This window comes from Pigmentiphaga sp. GD03639, from assembly GCF_029845405.1.
Taxonomy (GTDB): Bacteria; Pseudomonadota; Gammaproteobacteria; order Burkholderiales; family Burkholderiaceae_B; genus Pigmentiphaga; species Pigmentiphaga daeguensis.
Map to the genome: position 1 here is coordinate 1 of NZ_JAOCLR010000048.1, position 15,031 is coordinate 15,031.

The 15,031-nt window shown below is 67.4% G+C and carries 14 protein-coding genes; 10 read left to right on the forward strand and 4 right to left on the reverse strand.

Translation table 11 applies throughout. The features are described 5' to 3' along the window. Positions 1-125 precede the first annotated feature (125 nt). The 5 genes from N5K27_RS27565 (at position 126) to N5K27_RS27585 (ending at position 4,522) form a co-directional block, all read left to right on the forward strand. Positions 126-1,712, forward strand: a complete 1,587-nt coding sequence (locus N5K27_RS27565; RefSeq protein ID WP_279820725.1) for a methyl-accepting chemotaxis protein — start codon at positions 126-128, stop codon at positions 1,710-1,712. Positions 1,713-1,872: 160 nt separating this feature from the next. Beyond that, on the forward strand, positions 1,873-3,279 hold the full coding sequence (gene dacB / locus N5K27_RS27570; RefSeq protein WP_087837992.1) for a D-alanyl-D-alanine carboxypeptidase/D-alanyl-D-alanine-endopeptidase: 1,407 nt from the start codon (positions 1,873-1,875) through the stop codon (positions 3,277-3,279). 130 nt (positions 3,280-3,409) lie between these two features. Then, positions 3,410-3,721, forward strand: a complete 312-nt coding sequence (locus N5K27_RS27575) for a DUF883 family protein (protein ID WP_087837964.1) — start codon at positions 3,410-3,412, stop codon at positions 3,719-3,721. A 10-nt stretch (positions 3,722-3,731) separates the two neighbouring features. Further along, a complete protein-coding gene (locus tag N5K27_RS27580) occupies positions 3,732-4,145 on the forward strand; it encodes a phage holin family protein (protein ID WP_279820730.1) in 414 nt (137 codons plus the stop codon). Next, the gene (locus N5K27_RS27585; protein WP_087837962.1) at positions 4,142-4,522 is read left to right on the forward strand and encodes a hypothetical protein; all 381 of its coding nucleotides are present in this window, start codon (positions 4,142-4,144) and stop codon (positions 4,520-4,522) included. The genes N5K27_RS27580 and N5K27_RS27585 overlap by 4 nt, the downstream gene beginning before the upstream one ends. Before the next feature lie 21 nt (positions 4,523-4,543). On the opposite strand, the gene ubiD is transcribed toward N5K27_RS27585, so the two are convergent. Next, a complete protein-coding gene (gene ubiD, locus N5K27_RS27590) occupies positions 4,544-6,097 on the reverse strand; it encodes a 4-hydroxy-3-polyprenylbenzoate decarboxylase (RefSeq protein WP_279820733.1) in 1,554 nt (517 codons plus the stop codon). A 744-nt stretch (positions 6,098-6,841) separates the two neighbouring features. Here ubiD and N5K27_RS27595 point away from each other — a divergent pair. After that, positions 6,842-7,666 (forward strand): transglycosylase SLT domain-containing protein, encoded by an 825-nt coding sequence (locus tag N5K27_RS27595; RefSeq protein WP_087837991.1) that lies wholly within the window; start codon positions 6,842-6,844, stop codon positions 7,664-7,666. 25 nt (positions 7,667-7,691) lie between these two features. On the opposite strand, the gene N5K27_RS27600 is transcribed toward N5K27_RS27595, so the two are convergent. Together N5K27_RS27600 and N5K27_RS27605 are read right to left on the reverse strand one after the other, a co-directional pair. Next, a complete protein-coding gene (locus N5K27_RS27600; RefSeq protein WP_279820736.1) occupies positions 7,692-8,573 on the reverse strand; it encodes a sigma-70 family RNA polymerase sigma factor in 882 nt (293 codons plus the stop codon). Further along, positions 8,570-8,935: an antibiotic biosynthesis monooxygenase family protein gene (locus N5K27_RS27605; RefSeq protein WP_279820738.1), complete on the reverse strand. Its 366-nt coding sequence runs from the start codon at positions 8,933-8,935 to the stop codon at positions 8,570-8,572. The genes N5K27_RS27600 and N5K27_RS27605 overlap by 4 nt, the downstream gene beginning before the upstream one ends. A gap of 233 nt (positions 8,936-9,168) precedes the next feature. Here N5K27_RS27605 and N5K27_RS27610 point away from each other — a divergent pair, with 233 nt between their 5' ends. The 4 genes from N5K27_RS27610 to N5K27_RS27625 all read left to right on the forward strand — a co-directional run bounded on the left by N5K27_RS27610 (position 9,169) and on the right by N5K27_RS27625 (position 13,691). Continuing rightward, positions 9,169-10,011, forward strand: coding sequence for a tannase/feruloyl esterase family alpha/beta hydrolase (locus tag N5K27_RS27610; protein ID WP_279820740.1), 843 nt, complete (start codon positions 9,169-9,171; stop codon positions 10,009-10,011). Then, the gene (locus tag N5K27_RS27615) at positions 9,939-10,811 is read left to right on the forward strand and encodes a tannase/feruloyl esterase family alpha/beta hydrolase (RefSeq protein ID WP_279820742.1); all 873 of its coding nucleotides are present in this window, start codon (positions 9,939-9,941) and stop codon (positions 10,809-10,811) included. The genes N5K27_RS27610 and N5K27_RS27615 overlap by 73 nt, the downstream gene beginning before the upstream one ends. Positions 10,812-10,921: 110 nt before the next feature. Continuing rightward, complete coding sequence (locus tag N5K27_RS27620) at positions 10,922-12,079, forward strand: serine hydrolase (protein ID WP_279820744.1); 1,158 nt, start codon at positions 10,922-10,924, stop codon at positions 12,077-12,079. Beyond that, positions 12,054-13,691, forward strand: coding sequence for a carboxylesterase family protein (locus N5K27_RS27625; RefSeq protein WP_279820746.1), 1,638 nt, complete (start codon positions 12,054-12,056; stop codon positions 13,689-13,691). The genes N5K27_RS27620 and N5K27_RS27625 overlap by 26 nt, the downstream gene beginning before the upstream one ends. Positions 13,692-13,710: 19 nt before the next feature. Here the strand turns inward: N5K27_RS27625 and N5K27_RS27630 are convergent, their stop codons facing one another. Beyond that, positions 13,711-14,868 carry a pyridoxal phosphate-dependent aminotransferase gene (locus N5K27_RS27630; protein ID WP_087837990.1) on the reverse strand — a complete coding sequence of 386 codons (1,158 nt, stop codon included), beginning with the start codon at positions 14,866-14,868 and terminating at the stop codon, positions 13,711-13,713. Positions 14,869-15,031 lie beyond the last annotated feature (163 nt).

A 15,031-nucleotide genomic window follows, 5' to 3' on the forward strand; every position in this document is an offset into this window, starting at 1 on the left:
AGGCTATCGAGGGGATGCACCCGCGATTGTAGTGGGACCGACGAGGGGCCCGCGGGCAAATTGTCCTAAAGTCCGGCCGCCTTGCTGCCGTCAACCGTCATGAGTCGTTGTCCACACCAAGAGTCATGCGCAAGAATCTGCCCGTCACGTCGCTCGAGCGCTTCGTCGAGAAAAGCCGCCCCGTGGTGACCACCACCGACCTGAAGGGGCGCATCACCTATGCGAACCCCGCGTTCATCGAAGTCAGCGGCTTCTCGCGCGAAGAGCTCATCGGCCAGCCCCACAACATCGTCCGGCATCCCGACATGCCGCCCGAGGCCTTCGCCGATCTCTGGCAGACGATCAAGCGCGGCCAGCCGTGGCGGGCGCTGGTCAAGAACCGCTGCAAAGACGGCGGCTTCTACTGGGTCGAGGCCTATGTCACGCCGCTGTACGAGAACGGCAGGCACGTCGGCTACATGTCGGTGCGCAACGCGCCCGACCGCGCCGAGGTGGCTGCCGCCCAGGCCCTGCATGCCGACGTGTCGGCGGGCAAGGCGAAGTTTCCCGCCACCCCGCGTCCGCGCTGGTGGCATGCCCCCACCCCCTGGGGCGCGGGCGTGGCGGTGCTGTCGCTGGGCATGGCGCTGGGAGCCTGGCTGCTGCCGCACTGGGGCTGGATGCTGGGCCAGGCCGCGGTCGTGGGCGCAGCCGCGGCGGCATGGCGGTACCGGGTCTGGGCGCCGCTGCGCCGCGTCGACCGCACGCTGGCCGCGATGGGTGAGGGCATGCTGTCGGTCGCCGTGGAGGGCCGCCACCAGTTCGACCTGGGCGGCCTGCCCATGCGCATCGAATCGACCCGCATCCACCTGCGCTCCACGCTGTGCGACGTGCTGCAGGTCGCGCAGGCCGTGGACGGCAACGCCGACCGCGTCAACGGCGAGATCGCCGCGATCCGCCAGGTCATCGACGAGCAGCGCGACCGCCTGACCCGCATCGCCGCCGCGGTCGAGCAGATGAGCGTGGCCATCCGCGAGGCCTCGCAGCACACCGGCACGGCCTTGTCCCTGTCGGAATCGGCCTTGAGCGAAGTCGACACGGCCGAGGCCAAGATCGGCGACTCGGTGCGCGGCACGGATTCGGTGGCCGAGGCCGTGGGCCGCACCAACGAACAGATAGGCTCGCTGCACGACCTGGTCTCGACCATCTCCGGCGTGACGCAGGCCATCAGCGAGATCGCCAACCAGACCCGCCTGCTGTCGCTGAACGCGGCCATCGAAGCCGCCCGCGCGGGCGAGAACGGCCGGGGCTTCGGCGTCGTGGCCGAGGAAGTGCGCACCCTGTCCGACCGCACCGCCGGCAGCACGGGCGACATCGGCCACGCGCTGCAGGCCATCACCCGTTTCGCCACCGAAACCTCGACCTCCATGCAGGAGGCCGTGGCATCGGTGCAGTACAGCGGCGAGCAGATCCGCGAGAGCGCCGGTTTCTTCGAACGCGTGCGCCGCTCGTCGTCGCTGGTGGTGGAGCGGGCGCGCGACATTTCCGGCATGCTGCAGCAGCAGTCGGCGGCGTCGCAGGAAGTGGCCGACAGCATGGAAGGCATCTCGGGCGAAGTCGAGCGCACTTCCGCCTCGGTGGCCTCCCTGGCCCAGGCCACCGAGGCGCTCAAGGGCACGGTGGGTGACATGCGCCAGTTGCTGGTGCGCTACGAGGCCTCGCTCCATCAGTGAGCCGCTTGCCGGCGGCCCAGCCGGGAACCGCTATGCTCTAGCCTGTTCGAATCACGGTACGGGAATCAGGGAGCGGGCGTTGTTGCAGAATGGCGTGCAAGCCGGCGTGGCCGAGAGCCGGCGCGGAAGGGGATGTGCCGGGGGAGCGCCCGGCGGGTGGATCCGGGCCGCGGCGGCGCTGCTCGCCTGCCTGGCAGTGGCCACGGCGCGGGCGCAGGCCCTGCCCGCGGAACTGTCGGAGGCCTGGGCCGCCACCGGGTTGCCCGAGAGCGCGCTGTCGGTGGTGGTCGAACCGGTGGACGGTCCGCGCATGGTCTCGGTCAACGCGGGACAGCCGCGCAACCCCGCTTCGGTCATGAAGCTGGTGACTACCTTCGCCGCCCTGGACAGCCTGGGTCCCGCCTACGTCTGGCGCACCCAGTTGCTGGTGGAGCCGGGCACCACCATCTCGTCCGACGGCGCCTTGTCCGGTCCCCTGTACCTGCGCGCCAGCGGCGATCCCTTCTTCAAGCTGGAAGACCTCTGGCAGTTGCTGCGCGAGCTGCGCGTGCGCGGCGTGCGCAAGATACCGGAGCTGGTCGTGGACCGCTCGGTATTCGGGCCGGTGGCCATCGACCCCGGTGCCTTCGACGGCGATCCCTCGCGGCCCTACAACGCCAGCCCCGACGCCTGGATGGTGGGGTTCGGCGCGGTGCGCCTGCTGTTCACGCCGGACCTGCGCAGCCGGCACTGGCGGGTGACCGTGGATCCCCCCCTGCCCGGGGTCAAGGTCGAGGGCGGACTGAAATGGTCGGACAACCCGTGCCCCGGTTCGCCGGTGGTGCAGACCGAGCCGTTCCTGACCTCCTCGGGCGTGTCGCTGCGGGTGGCCGGAACCGTGTCGGGGGGCTGCGGCGAGTTCAGCCTGTACCGGCTGGCGCTGTCCCAGCCGCGGCATGCCGAGGCCGTCTTTCGCGTGTTGTGGCAGGAAATGGGCGGCAGCCTGGCGGGCCGGATACGCGAGGGCAACGTGCCGGGCGACGCCGTGCTGTTCGCCACGCATGATTCGCCTCCGCTGGCCGAGGTGGTGCGCCATATCAACAAGCAGAGCAACAACGTCATGGCGCGCCTGTTGCTGCTGACGCTGGGCGCCGCCTACGAGCCGGGCCCGGCCACCGTGGCCAGCGGCGATCGCGCGGTCGACGGGATCCTTGCGGCGCGCGGCCTGAGGCTGCCCGAGCTGGTGCTGGACAACGGCTCGGGACTGTCCCGCGACGGCCGGATCTCGGCGGACAGCCTGGCGCGCCTGCTGGCCGCCGCGTGGCGGTCGCCCGTCATGCCGGAGTTCGTTTCGTCGCTGGCCATCTCCGGCACGGATGGAACCGTCAGGCGCCGCATGCGCGATTCCGACGCCGCCGGGCTGGCCCATTTGAAGAGCGGGTCACTGCGCGACGTGCGGGCGCTGGCGGGCTATGTGCTGTCGGCGAGCGGGCGCCGCTATCTGGTGGTCAGCGTCGTCAACGACGAACGCGCGCAGCAGGCCAACGGCTTCAACGACAGGCTCATCGCCTGGCTGGTCAACCAGTGATGCAGGATGCAAGCGCCCGGTTGCAGGTGTTACCCGATGCTGCCCTTCGGATGCAAGGGTTCCGGTATGCGGGGGCGGCTGCTATCATCGGAGCGTCCAATCGTAAAAACAACGCAGGGAGCGCAACACGATGACTACCAGCACCGCAGGCAAAGAAAAACTCATCTCGGACGTCAAGGTCGTGCTCAATGACGCGGAAGACCTGCTCAAGCAGGCGGCTTCCAGCACCGGCGACCGCGCGGTCGAACTTCGCGAGCGTGCCCTGACTTCCCTCAAGCGGGCGCGCGAGAAGCTCCTGGACGTCCAGGACTCCATGCTGGAGCGCAGCAAGGCGGCCGCCCGCGCCACCGACGATTTCGTGCACGACAATCCCTGGCGCGCCATCGGCGTGGCCGCGGCGGTCGGCTTCCTGGCCGGCCTGCTGGTCAACAGCCGCCGCTGATCCGCGCAGCGTGTCCGCGTCGCCGCATCTGCTGAGTTCGCTCCGGGCGCTGGCTGCCACGTCCATCGGCATCCTGCGCACCCGGCTCGAGCTCGTCGCCATCGAGCTGGCCGAGGAAAAATCGCGCCTGCTGGGCATGGTGCTGGTCGCCCTGGCGGCCTTGCTGTGCCTGACTCTCGGCTTGATGATGTTCTCGTTCCTGATCGTCGTGGTGTTCTGGGATACCGAATACCGGCACCTGGCCATCGCGCTGGTCGGGGCGGCCTATCTGCTGGTCGGCCTCATCATGCTGATCATGGTGCGCCGGCAGGCCGTCCATGCGCCCCTGGTGTTCGAGGACACCCTGGCCGAGCTCCAGCGTGACCGCGACATGCTCGCCGCGGTCGTCGAGTCCGATTCCGACAGCCGCCGGGGGCCGCGATGAGCAGCCGGCGCAAGGCACGCGAGGCGGGCGACATCGAAGCCCGCAGGGAACTGCTGCTGGCTCGTTCGTCCATCGAACGCATGGAGCTGGCGGCTCATCTGCACCAGATCAAGGAAGCCGTGACGCCGGGGCAGGTGCTCAAGTCGGTCCTGCCCAGCCTGGGCGGCAGCGGCGGCATGGCCGCCGCCATGCAGGCCTGGCGCTTTCTGCGGCGCTACCCGATCGTGTCGTCGGCCGCCTCGATGGTGCTGGCCCGCGTGCGGCTTGGCGGCGTCTTCCGGCTGCTGAAGCTGGGCGGCGGTGCGCTGGCCGCCTACCAGGCCTACAAGCTCTGGCGGGCCATCAAGGAAGACCGCAGCCGGCCCGATCCGCGCTAGGGCCGGAAGGGGCCGCCGGGTTCACCCCGGCAGCCCCAGTTCCTGCCACAGGCCGTCCACCCGTTTCTTCACATCCGCATCCATCACGATGGGGCGCCCCCATTCGCGGTCGGTCTCGCCCGGCCACTTGTTGGTGGCGTCCAGGCCCATCTTGCCGCCCAGGCCCGAGACCGGCGAGGCGAAGTCCAGGTAATCGATGGGCGTGCGGTCGGCCAGCAGGGTATCGCGCACCGGATCCATCCGCGTCGTGATCGCCCAGACCACCTCCTGCCAGTTGCGCACGTCGATGTCCTCGTCCACCACCACGATGAACTTGGTATACATGAACTGGCGCAGCACGCTCCAGATGCCGAACATCACGCGCTTGGCGTGGCCGGGGTATTGCTTGCGCATCGAGACGATGGCCAGCCGGTAGCTGCATCCCTCGGGCGGCAGGTAGAAATCGACGATTTCCGGCAGTTGCCGGCGCAGCAGGGGGGTGAAGACCTCGTTCAGGGCGACGCCCAGCACGGCGGGCTCGTCGGGCGGCTTGCCCGTATAGGTGGAGTGGTAGATGGCATCGCGCCGCATGGTGATGCGATCGACGGTGAACACCGGGAACCAGTCCTGTTCGTTGTAATAGCCGGTGTGGTCGCCGTAGGGGCCCTCCAGCGCCATCTCGTAGCCGTTGTCGGGCGGAGCCGCGACGCCGGGCGCCGGGACGGGGGCGATCGCCCGCGGGTCGGAGGAGGGAAGCAGATGGCCTTCCAGCACGATTTCGGCCGAGGCAGGAACGGACAGCGCGCTGCCCACGCAGCGGACCACCTCGGTGCGGCCGCCGCGCAGCAGGCCGGCGAACTGGTATTCGGACAAGGCATCGGGCACCGGCGTCACCGCGCCCAGGATGGTGGCGGGGTCGGCGCCCAGGGCGACGGCGACCGGGAACGGCTGTCCGGGGTGGGCCAGCATGTGCTCGCGGAAGTCCAGCGCGCCTCCCCGGTGCGACAGCCACCGCATGATGAGCTTGTTGCGTCCGATGGGCTGCTGGCGATAGATGCCCAGGTTCTGGCGCTTGCGGTTCGGCCCGCGGGTGACGACCAGCCCCCAGGACAGCAGCGGGGCGACGTCGCCGGGCCAACAATGCTGGATGGGCAGGCGTCCGAGGTCGACGTCGTCCCCTTCGAGCACGATTTCCTGGCAGGGGGCGCCCCGGACTTCGCGCGGCGCCATGTCCCACAGGGCGGATTTCAGCATCGCGACCTTGCCTAGCGCGTCGCGCAGGCCGCGCGGCGGCTCGGGCTCGCGCAGCGAGGCCAGCAGTTCGCCCACGTCGCGCAGGGCGCCCACGTCCTCGGCGCCCATGCCCAGCGCGACCCGGCGGGCGGTGCCGAACAGGTTGGCCAGTACCGGCATGTCGGCCTTGCCGCGGCCGGGCTGCCGGGCGTTCTCGAACAGCAGGGCCGGTCCGCCGGCGCGCAACACGCGGTCGCAGATCTCGGTGATCTCGAGGTGGGTCGACACGGCGGCCGGGATGCGCTTGAGCTCGCCCCGCGTTTCGAGTTGGCGCAGGAAGTCTCGGAGGTCGCGGTATTTCACGGGCGGAGCACCTTGATGGGGAAGGCTGGGGGAGAGGGGTCACTTTAACCCGCCGTGCCGATCGAGGCGTTCGGGGCGCGGATCCCGTGATCGGGGTCACGGCGGCGTGAAACAGGGCGGTCGAGACAAATTTTACATATGTTTCTGAATCTGATTCGGTCACGGCGATAGTGTATGCTCACTTTTATCTATCTTTCCATATACGGTCGGATGGGAACCGATAGAAAATCCCAATGATCACGATTGTCCGCCGGATGCACCGAAATGGTGAATTTTTACGGTTGACCACATCAAATCGCATTTCTACAATCCGCCAACTTTCAGCGTGTGCCCGGTGCCGTCGTCCTGATCGCCGCCCCTAGTGGGGCCGGACAAGACCACCGGGCTGCTTAACGGGCCATCGGGCGCCCACCATACTGGAGTTCTCTTAGCGGCGCGAACGCGCCCTCTGCCCGAAACAGGCATGGTCCCGAGCTATCTCTGCGGTAGCGACCATGCAGGTGTGCCGCCAGTCGTCCTGACAGCGGCGCGATGTGCAGCCAAGCAGGTTGTGGCCTCGATGTCCGGAGTCGTATCTCGATCGCTTCCGGATGCTGTGTTTTTGTGGCCCGCCGTTGCAAGGAGGTAAGTATGCCCGACGCGCAGTCGAGCTCGTCGACGGAGCAGCCCGACCCCCGGCCTCGACCGGGAGTCACGGATTGGTGCCGCTCCATCAATAGTTATGTAGGCCTGGCCGTGCTCGCCATGGCCGCCGTAGTATGGTCCGTTCCTGGTCTGCGTGACCAGGCTTCGCAATTCACCGCGTTCAACGGTGTCGATGCGCCCGTGGCCGAGCCGGCCCAGGTCGATGTCGCCTCCGCCGTCGCCGCGGCGGCCGCCGTTGCGGCCGTGGCCGACAACGTACAGCCGCACGCCCAGGCGACCTCTTTCCTGGGCTCGGTGACCAGCAATGCCGTCAAGCCGGCGCCGAAGCCGCATGCGACCAAGGTGTCGGCCGTGCAGGCCGAGTCCCTGGGCCGCTATATCGCGCGCAAGTACCGGGTCTCGAATGAGGCCACCCGCATGCTGATTTCCACCGCCTATGGCGTGGGACAGGAAATGGGCCTGGATCCGCTGCTGCTCCTGGCGATCATCGCCATCGAGTCCAGCTTCAATCCCTTCGCCGAAAGCCATGTCGGCGCGCAGGGCCTGATGCAGGTCCTGACCCGGGTCCACACCGAACGGTTCGAACCGTTCGGCGGCAGCCAGGCTGCCTGGAACCCGGTGGCCAACATCCGTGTCGGCGCATCGATCCTGAAGGAATACATCGAGCGTGGCGGTTCGCTGACGGCCGGCCTGCGCATGTATGTGGGCGTGGGTCCCGACGGCACCAGCCCGTACGGCGACAGGGTCCTGGCCGAACGCCGCCGCCTGGCTTCGGCCGCGGGCGTCAACGCCGACCTGCCGGGCGCCGCGCCGGCCACGCCGGCACGCTCGGCGTCCGCCAAGCCCATGCCCATCCCCACCGATCCGTCCTCGGAAGCGGTGTCGGTCAAGAACGCCGAGCCGGGTTCTCCCGCGGTCATGTAGGCCGGTTCCGGGCGGCGAACCTAAGCTAAGGTTCCCGCCACGTGCCGGAACCGGCACGCAGGTGCCGCAGCTTGTCCGGGTTGCGGATGACATAGATCGCGGTCACCTTTCCCTCCTCGACCTGCAGGGCCGTTGCCTGCAGGACTCCCCCATCTTCCATCGTGACGAAACCCGGCAGGCCGTCGATCTCGACGTAGCCCGCCAGGATCGACGGCGCCCGCGCGAAGTCGCCGGCCAGGCGAGCATGCCGGGCCAGGACCGCTTCCACGCCGACAACGGGGTTGGGCGTGGCGGGCACCTTGCCGCCGCCGTCTGCGTAGGCCGTCACGTCCTCGGCCAACAGCGCGCGCAGGCCTTCCATGTCGCCGTTCCGGGAGGCGGCGAAGAATGCCGCCGCGAGCCGGCTTCCCTGTTCCTTGGAGACGGGAAAGCGCGGGCGAGCGGCGTGGACGTGCTCGCGAGCGCGGCTGGCCAGCTTGCGGCAGGCGGCCGCCTCCCGGCCAATGGCGGCGCCCACTTCCGCGAAGTCCATGCCGAAGACATCGTGCAGCAGGAAGGCTGCCCGCTCCAGCGGGGACAGGCGCTCCAGGGCCAGCATCAGGGGCAAGGTGAGGTCATCGGCATAGGCTTCGCGGGTTTCCACGATGGGCTCGGGCAGCCAGGGGCCGACGTAGGTCTCCCGCCTGCGGCGCGCCGATTTCAGCTCGTTCAGGCACAGGCGCGTGACGATGGTGTGCAGCAGGGCTGCCGGCTGGCGGACCTTGTCGCTGTCGGTCGCCAGCCAGCGCACGTAGGCGTCCTGCACCACGTCTTCGGCCTCCGCCACCGAACCCAGCATCCGGTATGCCAGCCGGATGAGCCGCGGGCGCAGATGGTTCAGGTCCGGATCGGCCCGCGGTTCGCTCATCGCGTTGCACCGCCCGCGGTACGCGGCCGGGCGTGCACGGCGCTCACCTGGTAGAGCGCGGGAGCCACGCTCCTGGCAAGGCTTGCGAAACGCTTGAGCTGTTCCTGGGTGCCGGGTCGTTTCATGAAATCCTCGAAGTGCTCCTTCGATGCCCATTGAGCGTAGTTGACCACCCTGCGGCCGTCCAGGCTGCGGTGTATGCAGACCGAAACGAACCCGGGCTGGTGCCGGATGAGGTTCTCGGTCGCCTCGGACAGGGCCCGGGTCAGTTCCTCCTGGTTCTCCGGTTCGACGTCGTAGACGTTGATCAGTGTCAGGCACGCGGCCTGGGGGTCGATGGTTGCGATGTTCCTGTTTGCCATGATCGTCTCCTTGGGACATTGCCGTTGGGACAGACATGACAACGCAGCGATGAAAAATGTGACGCCGCGAATGCAGCGGCGGCTGATGCCTTTTCTTGCTGCCGTGGTGGTTGATGTGTCTCACGCATTAATCATTGTCTATTATGCAATTAACAACAGCCCCGGTTGTTCTTAATCTCTGGAGCGCTGGCCTCGAAAGACAAGTGCGCATAAATAGAAGACGGAGACGAAACATGAGGAAGTACCGGGCGCTTCAGTTGGCGATGGTCATGGCGGGCCTTTCCGCATGCGGGGGAGGCGATGGTGCCAAGACAGGGAGTCCACCGCCGACTGCGCTGCAAGCATGCACCGGATTGCAAGACAAAGTGATCGCCGCCAGCCGCATTTCGTTGCCGACTCAAGGCGCGTACATCGTCTCCGCCCGGCTCGTGGCCGGCTCCGAAGAGAGCAAGACCGGGGAATACTGCGAGGTACTGGGCGCCATCAAATCCGTGGATGCCGCGGCGCCCGACATCCATTTCCAGGTCAATCTTCCCTCCGACTGGAACGGCAAAGGCTTGCAGTTCGGTGGCGGCGGCTACAACGGCAGCATCCCCAACACGTTGGCCAAGGCACCGCTCGGCTCCAATACCGCGCCGGTTCCCCTGGCCCTGGGATATATGACGTTTGCCAGCGACTCGGGCCACCAGGCGCCCGACGCCGACGATGCATCGTTCGCATTGAACGATGAGGCGCTGCTCAATTACGGCTACATGCACATCAAGAAAACGCGGGATGTTGCTTCGGTCGTGGCCGAAATGCGCTACGGCAGCTCGCCCCGGCGGATGTATTTCGCCGGGGGATCCACGGGCGGGCGCGAAGCGCTGACCGCGGCACAACGCTTTCCCGACGCTTACGACGGGGTGATCAGCAACTATCCCACGGCGAACTTCCTGGGGCTTCGCCTGTGGGGCGCGGCGCTGGCACGCGCCGTGTATGACGATGAGTCCGAAGGCTGGATCCCGTGGTCAATGCCATCGCCTCGACCGCGTTGGCCGCGTGCGATGCGCTCGACGGAGTGGCCGACGGCCTCGTAAGCAACATGGCCGCTTGCCGGCAGCGTGCTCCCGCATTGCTCGATGCCTTGCGCTGCAAGTCGGGCGAAACAGGCCATCCGGACAACTGCCTGACCGATGTCCAGATCGAGAAAACCATTGCGGTCTACCACGACGGATACACCATCCCGTATTCGTTCGCCAACGGAATCCGTGCGTATGCCGGATATAACAGCCTCGAAGGCATCACCATGCAGCTGGGTTCGCAGGCTGCCTATATCGAGCCGCCGCAGAGCGGACCCAATGCCCACCACGCCAGCCGCGCGGACCAGTTCGTCAAGTATTTCGTGGCGCGCGATCCCGCGTTCAGTCTGCTTTCGTTCGATATCCAGAATCCCGGAGCCTACCAGGACCGGATCGTATCGCTGTCCGGCACGATTGGCGCCACCAGCCCCGACTACAGCGCATTCAAGGCCAGGGGCGGGAAGATCCTGTGGGTGCAGGGGCTGGACGACCCAAGTGTCAGTCCCTATGCGAATGCCGCGTTGTATGAGTCGGTCGTCGCCAAATACGGGAAGGGCGCGACCGATGATTTCGTGCGCTTCTATCTCGTCCCGGGATTGGCCCATGGCAACGGCAAGTTCGTGCCGGCCTGGGAGAACCTGGCGATCCTCGATGCATGGGTGGAGAAGGGAGAGCCGCCTCCGGCCGCGCCCATCGCGTTCGACAACAACACCGCCACGAAAAATCGCTCCCGGCCGCTATGCGTCTATCCGATGTGGCCCAAGTTCGACGGCACCGGCGACGTGAATCTCGCCGCGAGCTTCTCCTGCAGCGAATAGCTTCCCATTCTTCTGCGCAGCGGATCCCTCGGTAGCGCGTGGCTCCGTACGGCATCGCTGCGTCCATCCATCCCATCCTGATCCACGACGTTGTCTTGAGGAGAGTAGTCATGGCCACTCACGAAACCGGTCGGCGAGCCCTTTTGCGGGCGCTGGCGGTAGCGGTACCCGCAGGCGCTGCGGTTTCTCTTACGGGGTGCCTGGACGGCAACGATGCCCGGGCGGCCACGGCTGATCCGGGGCCGGAGCCCGGCGGCCAGGCCGCCCAGCCTTGGCAGTCGTTCGCCACCGTGGAGGAAGCGGGTTTCTCCAAGGCATCGATCGACTCGCTCGAAGCGGCGCTCTATCCTCTCGAGACGACATCCCTCATGATCGTGCGCCACGGCAAGATTGCGTACCGGTATGGGAACATCGATGACGTCGCGTACCTGGCATCGGCGCGCAAGAGCATTCTTTCCATGCTGTACGGCAAGTACGTCGAGCACGGCACCATCGATCTCGACAAAACCATGGGGGACCTCGGCATCGACGACAACGCCGGATTGCTGCCGATCGAGAAGACAGCCAAGATCAGGCACGTCCTGACGGCGACCTCGGGCGTCTACCATCCGGCGGGCAGTCCCGGGGGCTCGGCCAATACGCCGGAGCGCGGGTCCGTCACGCCCGGTACGCAGTTCCTCTACAACAACTGGGACTTCAACGTCGCCGGCGCGATTTTCGAGAAACTCACGGGCAGGACCATTTTCGACGCCTTCGCCAAGGAACTGGCCGAGCCGCTGGGCATGGAGGACTTCGACCCGTCGCGACAGCGCATGCTCGGCTACAAGACCAACGCATCCCGGTACCTCGCCTATCACTTCTTCCTGTCCGCGCGCGACATGGCCCGCCTGGGCGTGCTCATGGCCAACAAGGGCAACTGGAATGGCCGCCAGATCGTTCCAGCGTCCTGGGTCGCCGACAGCACGTCGCTGCATGTCCCGATGAGCCAGATTGCCGGCGAGCGGGACTGTGGATACGGCTACCTGTGGTGGCTGCCCTCCGAGTCCCGTTCTGCCGTCGAGTGGCAGGGGTCGTTCCTGGCCAACGGCAACTACGGCCAGTTCATCCTCGTGCTGCCGAACATCGATACGGTGATCGTGCATCGCAGGTCCGTGACGGATGAGTTCGCGGTGGCCCGGAACCTCGGGAATACCGACGTGAACAAGGCGGGGGTCAACGCGAATGCATTCCTTAAACTCGTCGATGGAGCATTGGTCGGCCATGTCTGAACGCCAGTCCATAACCGTGCGTCGCCGCCTGCGTATCGGCGGCCAAGTCCTCTGCGCCGCATTGCTGGGCGCTGCCATGGCGGGATGCGGCAGCGATGGCGCCAAGGCCCCCGAGGCTGGAAGTCCCGGAGGCAATCCGCCGGGCGAACCCCTTCCGCCTGGCATTGCGCGTACCTCTGCCGGCCTGGTCAGGGGCGATGTGGGAGAGATCGTGTCCTTCAAGGGAATCCCGTATGCCAGGCCGCCCGTCGGCGACTTGCGGTGGCGCCCGCCGGCCGATGCCGAACCGTGGGAGGGCGTGCGGGATGCGCTGGCGTTCGGCCCGGCATGCATCCAGGCCGGCTCGAGGGTCCAGAGCGAAGACTGCCTGACGCTGAACGTCTGGGTACCGCGCGAGTCCCTGGACCGGGGCGAGAAACTGCCGGTGCTGGTCTGGGTGTACGGTGGAAGCTTTGTCGGCGGCTCCGGAGACTTCGAGGCCGAGGGGCTGGCTCGCAAGGGGGCGGTGGTGGTGTCGATGAACTACCGCGTCAGTACGATGGGCTTCATGGCCCACCCGGGGTTGTCGGCCGAATCGCCGGAAGGCACCTCGGGCAATTACGGCCTGCTCGACATCGCGCAGTCCCTCAAATGGGTACGCAAGAACATCGCGAACTTCGGCGGCGACGCGGGGCGGGTCACGGTATGGGGGCAGTCGTCAGGCGCCAGCGCCATCACCGCGTTGATGGTTTCCCCCCGATCGGATGGCTTGTTCGACCAGGTCATCCTCGACAGTCCGGGCGCGATGCGGCATTGGAAGACGCTGGCCGAGGCGGAGCAGGACGGTATCGCGATCGGGTCCGATATCGGCCAGTTGCGCAAGCTGCCCGCGGACCAGGTTCCCGTCATCCAGAATACCGGCGGCGGCACGGCGGTTCGGGCGCTGGCCGAGCCCCGGGTGATCGGTCCCGTGCTGGACGGGGTGGTGCTTCCGCTTGAGGAGCGGCCCGCATTCGAGCGGGGGCAGGCGCGGGCGGTGCCGGTCCTGGTTGGGTACAACACCGATGAAGGGGCGTCGTTCACCGGGGGATACCAGATCCGTACCGTGGATGCCTATCGGGCGTATCTCAAGGATCCGAAGATATTCGCGGAGTTCGGCGACGAGGCCTTCTCCTATTACCCGGTCTCCAGCGATAGCGAGGTGCAACGGGCGATTTCCGACAGCTTTGGCGACAACCAGTTCGTGTTCGGCACCCGGGGCATTGCCAGGGCGATGGCCGCGCAGGGGCAGCCGGTATATCGCTATTGGTTCCGCAGGAAGGGTAACGGCGGAACCGGCGCGGACGCCGTGCATGGCGCCGAGTTGCCCTATGTCCGGGCCGACGCGAGGCTCGATGCCGCGCCGTACACCGCGGACGACGTGAAACTGTCCCGCATGATGAACGATGCCTGGTTTCGCTTCGTCTCGACCGGAGACCCGAACGGTGGCGAGGTCACGAACTGGCCCCGGTACGACACGCGCTCCGAACCGGTATACGTCTTCGACGCGGCGACGGAAATCGTGAACGGTCCGCGCAATGATCGATTGGATTTCATCGGCAGGGTCGACGCCGCGCTGAATCCGGTCCCGTAGCGTGGCCGTGTTGGCCCCGCTACCCCAGCAGCCGCGCCATGCGCGCCACGCCTTCCTGCAGCCGCGCCATGTCGGTGGCATAGGAGAAGCGCAGGTAGGACGCGGTCTCGGCGGTGCCGAAATCGCGTCCCGGCACCGCGCATACCCCGGCCTCGTGCAGCAGGCGCGTGGCGAAGGCCGCGCTGTCGGCCGCATGGGCGCGTATGTCGCTATATATATAGAAGGCGCCGTCCGGCTGGACCGGCACCGTCAGCCCCAGCCGTTCGAATTCGGGCAGGAGGTAGTCGCGCCGCTGCCGGAAGGCTTCCCGGCGCGCCTCGAAGATCTCGAGCGATTCGGGGTGGAAGCACGCGATCGCCGCGTGCTGGGCCAGCGTGGACGGGCAGATGACCAGGTTCTGCGCGAGTTTCTCGAATACCGAGACCAGTTGCGGCGGCACCACCAGCCAGCCCAGCCGCCATCCGGTCATGTGGAAATACTTCGAGAAGCTGTTGACGATGATGAGGTCGTCGCCCAGCGCCAGGGCCGACCGGCGGTCGCCGTCGTAGCTCAGGCCCAGGTAGATCTCGTCGACGATGGTGAAGCCCTGGCGGCCGCGCACCTCGCGGACCAGGCCGGCCAGCGCGTCCGGCGCGATGGACGTGCCGGTGGGGTTGCCGGGCGAGGCCACGATCACGCCCGCGGTGCGGGGCGTCCAGTGGCGCCTGATGTGCTCGGCGGAAAGCTGGAAGCGGTCGGCGGGGCCGGCGGGGATCAGCACGGGCTCGCCGCCGGCCGCGGTCACGATGTGGCGGTTGGCCGGATAGGTCGGGTCGGGCATCAGCACCTGGGCGCCGGCGTCGACCAGGGCGGTGCAGGCCAACAGCAGCGCGCCCGAGGCGCCTGCGGTCACGATGATCCGGGCCGGATCCACGGCCACGCCGAAGCGCGTCCGGTAGAAGCCGGCGATCGCCTCGCGCAGGGGAGCGATGCCGACCGCCTCGGTATATTGGGTCCGGCCTTCGCGCGCCGTGCGTTCCAGCGCCTCGACCACGGCCGGGATGGCGGTGAAGTCGGGCTCGCCTATGCTCATCTGCACGATGTCGCGGCCCTCGGCCTGCAGGGCCGCCGCCTGCTTGACGACCTCCATGGCGTAGAAGGGGGCGATGCGGGCGATGCGGGGAGAGAGGCGAAGCATGGTGGTCGGACGGGAAACGATCGAAAGGACGCCGCCGCGGGCGCGGCGCGATGGAAGCTCCAAGCCATTCATGATACGCCGCGCCGCGGCCGGCGCGGATGGCCGCTCGGCCGCCCGCGCCGTTACAATGACCGGCATGGCACCGCTCGTCCCGTTACGTCAC

Coding starts and splice junctions, on each gene's coding strand:
- N5K27_RS27565 (WP_279820725.1), top strand. CDS start 126: ATGCGCAAGAATCTGCCCGTCACGTCGCTCGAGCGCTTCGTCGAGAAA.
- N5K27_RS27575 (WP_087837964.1), top strand. CDS start 3,410: ATGACTACCAGCACCGCAGGCAAAGAAAAACTCATCTCGGACGTCAAG.
- N5K27_RS27585 (WP_087837962.1), top strand. CDS start 4,142: ATGAGCAGCCGGCGCAAGGCACGCGAGGCGGGCGACATCGAAGCCCGC.
- N5K27_RS27595 (WP_087837991.1), top strand. CDS start 6,842: ATGGCCGCCGTAGTATGGTCCGTTCCTGGTCTGCGTGACCAGGCTTCG.
- N5K27_RS27600 (WP_279820736.1), bottom strand. CDS start 8,573: ATGAGCGAACCGCGGGCCGATCCGGACCTGAACCATCTGCGCCCGCGG.
- N5K27_RS27605 (WP_279820738.1), bottom strand. CDS start 8,935: ATGGCAAACAGGAACATCGCAACCATCGACCCCCAGGCCGCGTGCCTG.
- N5K27_RS27610 (WP_279820740.1), top strand. CDS start 9,169: ATGAGGAAGTACCGGGCGCTTCAGTTGGCGATGGTCATGGCGGGCCTT.
- N5K27_RS27620 (WP_279820744.1), top strand. CDS start 10,922: ATGGCCACTCACGAAACCGGTCGGCGAGCCCTTTTGCGGGCGCTGGCG.
- N5K27_RS27625 (WP_279820746.1), top strand. CDS start 12,054: ATGGAGCATTGGTCGGCCATGTCTGAACGCCAGTCCATAACCGTGCGT.
- N5K27_RS27630 (WP_087837990.1), bottom strand. CDS start 14,868: ATGCTTCGCCTCTCTCCCCGCATCGCCCGCATCGCCCCCTTCTACGCC.